The organism is Pseudorhodobacter antarcticus (assembly GCF_900110135.1).
Taxonomy (GTDB): domain Bacteria; phylum Pseudomonadota; class Alphaproteobacteria; order Rhodobacterales; family Rhodobacteraceae; genus Pseudorhodobacter; species Pseudorhodobacter antarcticus.
Genome location: NZ_FOCO01000025.1, coordinates 38,597 through 46,058 on the forward strand (window position 1 = coordinate 38,597; position 7,462 = coordinate 46,058).

The following is a 7,462-nucleotide window of genomic DNA, read 5'->3' on the forward strand; positions in this document are numbered from 1 at the left end:
ACAGGATGCGCCGAATGGTGTTTGCGTCAACCGATATGTTCGGCGCGGGGCATGCCCAAGACGTGATAGCCGCCATCCACGCGCACAATTTCGCCCGTGGTGTGCATCCCGTAATCGGAGGCCAAAAATACCGCCGTGCCGCCAACTGATTCCAGACTGGCATTGGTTTGCAGCGGCGCGTTCGCCTCCGTGTGGCGATAGGTTGCGCGTGCGCCGCCAATCGCCGCCCCGGCAAGGGTTTTCATCGGGCCCGGTGAAATTGCGTTCACCCGAATTTTTTGCGGCCCCAAATCGGCCGCGAGATAGCGCACAGCCGATTCCAGCGCCGCCTTGGCCACGCCCATCACGTTGTAATTGGGGGTTACGCGGTTGGACCCGCCATAAGTCATGGTCATCAAACAGCCGCCATTCGGCATCAATTCCGCCGCACGCCGCGATACGTCGATAAAGCTGAAACAGCTGATATCCATCGAGTTTTTGAAATTGGCGCGGCTGGTGTTGCTGATGCGGCCTGTCAGTTCGTTTTTATCCGAAAACGCGATTGCGTGGATCAGAAAATCAATGCTGCCCCATTCATCCTTGATGCGCGCAAACGCCAGATCGAGCGACGCGTCATCGGTCACATCCACATCCACCATCATGCTGGACCCAACGCTTGCGGCCAGCGGTTCCAACCGTTTGCCAAACGCATCGCCTTGATAGGTGAACGCCAGTTCTGCCCCCTCGGCCGCTAGCGCGCGCGCGCAGCCCCATGCGATGGACCGTTCATTTGCGACACCCATCACAAGGCCCCGCTTGCCCTTCATCAGATCGGCCATGGGTTAATCCTTGTACTTTGACATCAGCAGCGTGGCGTTGGTGCCACCGAACCCGAAGGAGTTTGAGAGGATGCTGTCGTGATCGGCGTTTGCAAACTCGGTCGCGATTTCCTCGGGTTTCAATTCGGGGTCCAGCTGCGTGACGTTGGCGGAGGCGGTGATGAAACCGCCCTGCATCATTAACAAAGAATAAATCGCTTCATGCACGCCGGTTGCGCCCAAGCTGTGGCCGGTCAGCGATTTGGTCGATGAAATTGGCGGCACGGAGCCATCGCCAAACACCCGGCGAATGGCCTTTACTTCGGTCACATCGCCTGCGGGGGTCGATGTGCCATGCGCGTTGATATAGGTCACTTTGCGCCCTTCGGGCAGGGTGGACATGGCCAAACGCATGGAGCGTTCGCCACCTTCGCCCGATGGGGCCACCATATCGGCGCCGTCCGATGTGGCGCCGTATCCGGTCACTTCGGCATAAATCTTGGCGCCGCGGGCAAGGGCGTGGGTCAACTCCTCCAGCACCACAACGCCGCCGCCGCCTGCAATCACGAACCCATCCCGGGTCGCATCAAAGGCACGCGCGGCCAGTTCGGGGGTGTCGTTATACTTGCTGCTCATCGCGCCCATCGCGTCGAACAGGCAGGACAGGGTCCAGTCGAGTTCTTCGCCGCCGCCTGCAAACACAATATCTTGCTTGCCCATCTGAATGAGTTCGGTGCCATTGCCGATGCAATGCGCCGATGTGGAACAGGCGGAGGTGATGGAATAATTCACGCCCTTGATTTTGAACGGGGTGGCCAAACAGGCCGAATTTGTGGACGACATGCAGCGCGTGACCATGAACGGGCCCATCCGCTTTGGCGCGCCTTTTTCAATCACCATCTTATGCGCTTGGAAAAAGTTCGATGTCGACGGCCCGCCCGACCCCATAATCAGGCCCGACCGTTCATTCGACACATCCGACGCATCAAGGCCTGCATCCGCAATCGCCTGTTCCATCGCGATAAAGTTATAGGCGGCCCCCGGCCCCATAAACCGCAAGTCACGCTTGTCGATGTGATCTTCCAGCACGATCTGCGGCATGCCGTGAATTTGGCTGCGAAACCCATGTTCGGCATATTCGGGCGCGGCAACGATGCCCGATTTCCCAGCGCGCAGCGACGCCTCCACCTCGGCGGCGTTGTTGCCGATGGACGATACAATACCAATACCAGTGATGACGACGCGGCGCATGGGCGCACTCCTTATTCTTGAACGCAAAAGATCAGCTTTCCGACAGCGCGACCTTCATATCCTTGACCAGATAAATCACCTCGCCATCTGCCTCGACGCGGCCATCGGCTACGCCCATTGTCAGGCGGCGGGTTTGAATGGCTTTGGTGAAATCAACGTAATACCGCAGCATCTTGCGGTCTGGGCGCACCATGCCTGTCAGCTTTACCTCACCAACCCCCAGCGCATAACCGCGCCCCAGCCAGCCGCGCCAACCAAGGTTGAAGCCGGTCAACTGCCACAAGCCATCAAGGCCAAGGCAACCGGGCATGATCGGATTGCCGGGAAAATGGCAATCGAAAAACCACAGATCGGGGGTGATATCAAATTCGGCCACAATATGGCCCTTGCCGTGCAAGCCACCATCGCCCGACACTTCGGTGATGCGGTCCATCATCAACATGGGCGGCGCGGGCAATTGCGCATTGCCGGGGCCAAACAATTCGCCGCGCGCGCATTGCAGCAAACCCTCTTTATCGAAACTTGTCGGATACTGCGTCATGCGGCAATGCCCCCTCCCTTACGGCTGTCTGGTTTCCAATAGCATCCTGACTTTGACACTGGCAAGGGCGCTGGCACGACCTGACGGCGAACATGCACGCATTCGGGTTGAAAAACACCTTCGCAGCGCTTTATATAGAGGAAGGAATAAAGGGCGAATGGCACATGCTTGATCACGCAGGACAACGCAGCACGGATTGGCTGGCAAAAGGCGGCTTGCGCCCCACGCGCCAGCGGGTTGCTTTGGCACGCCTTTTGGTGGGCGACGGGGAAAACCGTCACGTCACCGCCGAAAGCTTGTTTGCCGCCTCCTCTGAAACATCTGAAGGGGTGAGCCTTGCCACCGTCTACAACACCCTGCGCGCGTTTTGCGATGCGGGCCTGATGCAAGAAGTCGTGGTGGACGGATCAAAAAGCTATTTCGACACCCGCATGGACGATCACCCGCATTTCTACTGGGAGGACAGCGCAGAATTGACCGATGCGCGCTCTGACCAGCTGGAAATCACCCGCCTGCCCGACCTGCCACCGGGAACCGAGATTTCAAAGGTCGATGTGGTCATCCGCCTGCGCCGCCGCGCCTAACACCCGATGCGCGAATCCGATCTCTACGCGCCCCTCAAGGCGTATCTTGAAGGGCAGGGATATGAGGTGAAGGCCGAGATTGGCGATTGCGATATCATGGCCTGCCGCGCGGGCGACCCCCCCGTGATCGTGGAAATGAAGCTGTCGTTTTCGCTGCAATTGGTGCTGCAAGGTGTGGTGCGCCAAGGCCTGTTTGACCATGTGTATCTGGCAGTGCCCGTGACCAAAGGCTGGACCCAACGCTACCGCGACATCATTGCGCTGTGCCGCCGCCTGTCGCTGGGCCTGCTGGCCGTCGGCCCAAAGGGCGTGGAGGCGCATCTGGACCCCGGTCCCTATGCCCCGCGCTTGAAAACCAAACCCGCCGCCCGCCTGCTGCGCGAATTTGCCCGCCGTGTGGGCGACCCAAACGAAGGCGGCATTACGGGCACCGCGAAAATGACCCATTACCGCCAAGATGCGGTGCGCTGTGGGCTGTATTTGCAGGCGGGCCCGTGCAAAGCCGCCGTGGTCGCGCGTGCCACAGGTGTCGCGCGCGCCGCCACACAGATGCGCGACGACCATTACGGCTGGTTTGAACGGGTCGAACGCGGCGTGTACCAACTGACACCCAAAGGTCACGCCGCCCTTGCGGACCACGCCGCCAGCGGCGTAGCGCGGTAGGGCCAACAGCCGCGCGCCTTTGCCCCCCAAACCTGCGCTGGCATGGCATGGCGGGGAAAGTGACTTCGGCTGGATTGCACTGGATAACAAGATTGTTCCGATGGATGCGCAGACGGTTTTTGCCTTTGGGCAAGCGGCGGCACGGGTTGAAAGCGAGTTGGTTTTCATTGCCAACTGGCTGAAAAAACAAGACCCAATCCCGGCGGATTTTGCGAGTGGCAAATACTGGCCGTGAGCGAGTTCACCGACCTGATCGATTGGACAGAGCGCCTGTGCGGCATCCAATACCGCACAGCCGCGCCCCTGCGCTGGGAAGTGGCGGTCAAAGGCTCCGGCGCATGGATCACCGTGCCTGTGGGCTTTGTGTTTGACGTGTCGGTGCCGCACCCGGTGCGTTGGCTGATCTCGCCCCACGATCCGCGCTATCTGCCCGCCGCCTGCCTGCATGATTGGCTGCTGGCAAGGCTGGGACCGCGTCCGCGCCGCCGCTGAATTTGCCCTCGCGCTGGAGGCCAAAGGCGTGCCCCCCGCGCGCCGGTTGGTGATGTTTTTATGCGTCGCCGTTTACAAGTGGTTCGCGGTGCCAAGGGCGTTCGCGATGCCGAGTTGACCAGCTTCGACTAGGAGGCCGGAGGGTGCGCTAACACCCCCCGACACGGGGCAAGTTTGGACACCAACCCCGCCGACCAGCGCAACGCTTAATGGCCGCTCCTCCCCCTTCGAAGGGACCGGCATCATGAGGCGATTCTATACATTATGACAATGCACGAAATCACACCCATTCAACCCGTCGCACCTTGGCTCGGCGGTAAACGCAATCTGGCCAAGCGGATTACAGGCCTCATCGATGCCGATAGCCACCACACCTATGCCGAGCCGTTTGTCGGCATGGGCGGCATCTTCCTCCGCCGATCCATGCGCCCAAGGGCCGAAGTGATCAATGATCGTGGCCGCGATGTCAGCAACTTGTTTCGCATCCTGCAGCGCCACTACCCCCAGTTTCTGGAGGTGCTGCGGTTCCAGCTGACAACGCGTGCCGAGTTCAACCGGTTGGTTGACACCAACCCAGAAACCCTGACCGATCTGGAGCGCGCTGCGCGCTTCCTATACCTGCAACGCACGGTCTTTGGTGGCAAGGTTTCTGGGCGGAATTTTGGGGTCGCAAAGGATCGCCCAGGGCGGTTCAACCTAACCACGCTAGAGCCGATGCTGGAAGACCTGCACAGCCGGTTGGCAGGCGTGGTGATCGAGTGTCTGGACTGGTCCGAATTCGTCACCCGCTATGACGGGCCGGGGACGCTGTTCTACCTCGATCCACCGTACTGGGGTTGCGAGAACGACTATGGCAAGGCGATGTTCAGCAGGGATGATTTCACCGCGATGGCGGGCGTTTTAAGGGGCGTTAAAGGGCGGTTTATCCTGTCGATAAACGACGTCCCCGAGATCAGGGAGACCTTCGCCGGGTTCGCGATGCGTGAGGTCAAAACGACCTATACCATCGGGACGGCCGTCGGCGGCAGGCCAGAGCGTGCGGAGCTGTTGATCAGCAACTTCGCGCTGGAGGATTGATGTCTGGGCGGGATGGGGTGATCTGACGGCGCTTCGTTAAGCAATGATCGGTGATTATCCTGATAGCACGCGGATTGGCGGCCCAGATCAGCTTGGGCCGCTTCTTCGGTTTAATGGCTGACGGATAAGGTCGACGGCGGCCCTATTGTTGAAGTGGCCGGGCGGCGGTTGCAGTAAAGCGTGGCCGTGTTGCCGGGGGAGGACGCGGGCGGGTTGTGGCGGCGGGCGCTGGGACCGTTGGGCGCGCGGTTGTTGGTCGAGGGGGCGGGGGTAAGTTAGGTTGGCTATTGGGATTGATTTATCATCGACTGTAGGCGATAGGGGCGATGTAGAAAATGTGGGTGCATCTCGGTGGATTTTTCGTGGCTGATTCCGGGCTTTAGATCGTGGAAGTCTGCCAAGCCCAGCTTGCCGACCGACGCACGACGCAAGTTGGCTGAAATCTATCGTGCGACATATCGCAAACCCCTAAGTTCACTTCCCCGGAGTATAAAAGTTTCTACTTTGGGTTGGAACAAACATGTGAATTCGCGGGCGCGCCTGATCCTCAAGGGGCAACACAAGCGCAAGGTAATCCTTGAAAAATTAGATTTGAGAACCAAAACCGCTGTCATGACAGCGAGATTATCTAAGTCCATTTTACTTGACGGGTTGGTACCTAACAGAACCGAGCGTTGGATGTCGCCTAGCGCACGCCTAAAATCTCCTGACCATAGGTCGTTGGAAGTTGAAAATTTTTCGTTCTTTGCCGCGCCTAAGTCGACTATGACGTCGCTGGCCGCTATTGCAAAGGCGGACGCTGAGTGTGTGTCTGGCCGGATTAATTTTCTAGACCATGACTGCTTAGATATCGGACCATGGTTGGTGCTTGCGGTAATGCGGCAAGAAATGCTTCCCATTTTTAATGGCGGTGCTATCGGGGATCAGTTGTCGGCCGTTATTAAAGCGTTGCGCCTGAACGGCCCTTTAAGGTTTGGATTGGGCCAAACTTACTCTGATCCTAATGAAATTTGGGCTTTTCCTTTGCGGAGCAGGCGCCCGGCGGGAACATCGCGGTCACCGACGATGCATCTCGACCCACAATCAAGTGAAGAGGTGGCCTTTGAGCTTTGCGACCAAATAGACAACTGGCTCCAACAAAGTTCATCCCTTGAGTTGTCTCCTGAAGGAAGACGTATAGTTGGGAAGATCGTTGGCGAGACTTTGGATAATGCCCAGCGGCATAGCCGCCCTGACTTCCCAAATGATGGTGATTGGTCGATTTCTGGTTACATGCGTCGTCAAGGCACCGGCGAAGGGCAGACATTTATCTGTCAGATGGCTTTCCTGAGTGTTGGCGCGCCGATTTCCACCACAGTAAATGGGTGCGTCGCGGCCACTAAACGTCAGATGGACGAATACGTTGCGAGTCACCTTAGCTCTTTCCCGAATCAGCTATATGCCGATGAACACTTGCGAACCATTTACGCCTTGCAAGACCGTGTGTCAGGTGACGCAAACGCCGTGGAAAATGGTCGAGGGGGGACTGGGTTTAGGGATATAATCACCTTTTTTGGAGATCTTGCGGCCGCCACCTCAACGGGTGTCGGCGCTAAACTTGCTATAGTCTCTGGTCGGACATGCCTACATATAGATGCAAACTATTGCGAGGTATCAAGGCCCGCACGTGGACAAGAGTTCAATATTTGGATGAATGCGCAAAATCTTAAGGGCACCTCGATTTTTGACTGTTTTCGCGGCAACGGGATAGCAGGTTCCGCCCAAAGCGCGTCAGCGACCTTCAACTGACAGAGTGTTGCCTTGGGTTTGATGATGTGCTGCCCATTTCGCTTCGCGGACCTTCGGTTCAGGGCCGTTTTTGGCGATGCGCAGCATGATCTGCGTCTGTGTTCGCCCGTGTTTCAGGCTGGGTGAGGGTTGATGCGACCCAGTTGGGCGAGACGGCGCATGTTGTAGGTGAGATTCTTCATCCCGATTTTGGCCTTGGCCCGAACCAGACCGATCGTGCGCACGAGGGTGCCGCCCATGTCGTTGGCTTGCGCGCCAAAAATATGCTC

Annotated in this window: 9 protein-coding genes and 1 pseudogene; 6 read left to right on the forward strand and 4 right to left on the reverse strand. The window is 58.2% G+C overall.

The annotated features are described in order from the left end of the window. Positions 1–26 precede the first annotated feature (26 nt). The 3 genes from BMY36_RS12675 to fabA are packed head-to-tail and all read right to left on the reverse strand — an operon-like array spanning position 27 to position 2,589. On the reverse strand, positions 27–818 hold the full coding sequence (locus BMY36_RS12675; protein WP_050518327.1) for an enoyl-ACP reductase FabI: 792 nt from the start codon (positions 816–818) through the stop codon (positions 27–29). 3 nt (positions 819–821) lie between these two features. Next, the gene (fabB, locus tag BMY36_RS12680) at positions 822–2,048 is read right to left on the reverse strand and encodes a beta-ketoacyl-ACP synthase I (protein WP_050518328.1); all 1,227 of its coding nucleotides are present in this window, start codon (positions 2,046–2,048) and stop codon (positions 822–824) included. A gap of 31 nt (positions 2,049–2,079) precedes the next feature. Next, positions 2,080–2,589: a bifunctional 3-hydroxydecanoyl-ACP dehydratase/trans-2-decenoyl-ACP isomerase gene (fabA, locus tag BMY36_RS12685; protein WP_050518329.1), complete on the reverse strand. Its 510-nt coding sequence runs from the start codon at positions 2,587–2,589 to the stop codon at positions 2,080–2,082. Positions 2,590–2,753: 164 nt separating this feature from the next. Between fabA and irr the strand changes: the two genes are divergently transcribed. From irr to BMY36_RS12715, 6 genes are all read left to right on the forward strand, one after another. Continuing rightward, positions 2,754–3,173: a Fur family transcriptional regulator Irr gene (gene irr / locus BMY36_RS12690; RefSeq protein WP_050518343.1), complete on the forward strand. Its 420-nt coding sequence runs from the start codon at positions 2,754–2,756 to the stop codon at positions 3,171–3,173. A gap of 6 nt (positions 3,174–3,179) precedes the next feature. Then, complete coding sequence (locus tag BMY36_RS12695) at positions 3,180–3,836, forward strand: DUF2161 domain-containing phosphodiesterase (RefSeq protein ID WP_050518330.1); 657 nt, start codon at positions 3,180–3,182, stop codon at positions 3,834–3,836. 19 nt (positions 3,837–3,855) lie between these two features. Then, a complete protein-coding gene (locus BMY36_RS12700; protein WP_050518331.1) occupies positions 3,856–4,071 on the forward strand; it encodes a DUF4376 domain-containing protein in 216 nt (71 codons plus the stop codon). Then, complete coding sequence (locus BMY36_RS12705; RefSeq protein ID WP_050518332.1) at positions 4,068–4,328, forward strand: DUF1353 domain-containing protein; 261 nt, start codon at positions 4,068–4,070, stop codon at positions 4,326–4,328. Before BMY36_RS12700 ends, BMY36_RS12705 begins: the two co-directional genes overlap by 4 nt. 270 nt (positions 4,329–4,598) lie before the next feature. Beyond that, the gene (locus tag BMY36_RS12710) at positions 4,599–5,405 is read left to right on the forward strand and encodes a DNA adenine methylase (RefSeq protein ID WP_217646624.1); all 807 of its coding nucleotides are present in this window, start codon (positions 4,599–4,601) and stop codon (positions 5,403–5,405) included. A 432-nt stretch (positions 5,406–5,837) separates the two neighbouring features. Next, positions 5,838–7,193 carry a hypothetical protein gene (locus BMY36_RS12715; protein WP_139194041.1) on the forward strand — a complete coding sequence of 452 codons (1,356 nt, stop codon included), beginning with the start codon at positions 5,838–5,840 and terminating at the stop codon, positions 7,191–7,193. A 113-nt stretch (positions 7,194–7,306) separates the two neighbouring features. Here BMY36_RS12715 and BMY36_RS19530 read toward each other — a convergent pair. Continuing rightward, a pseudogene (locus tag BMY36_RS19530) lies at positions 7,307–7,462 on the reverse strand (IS5/IS1182 family transposase); the annotation flags it as partial.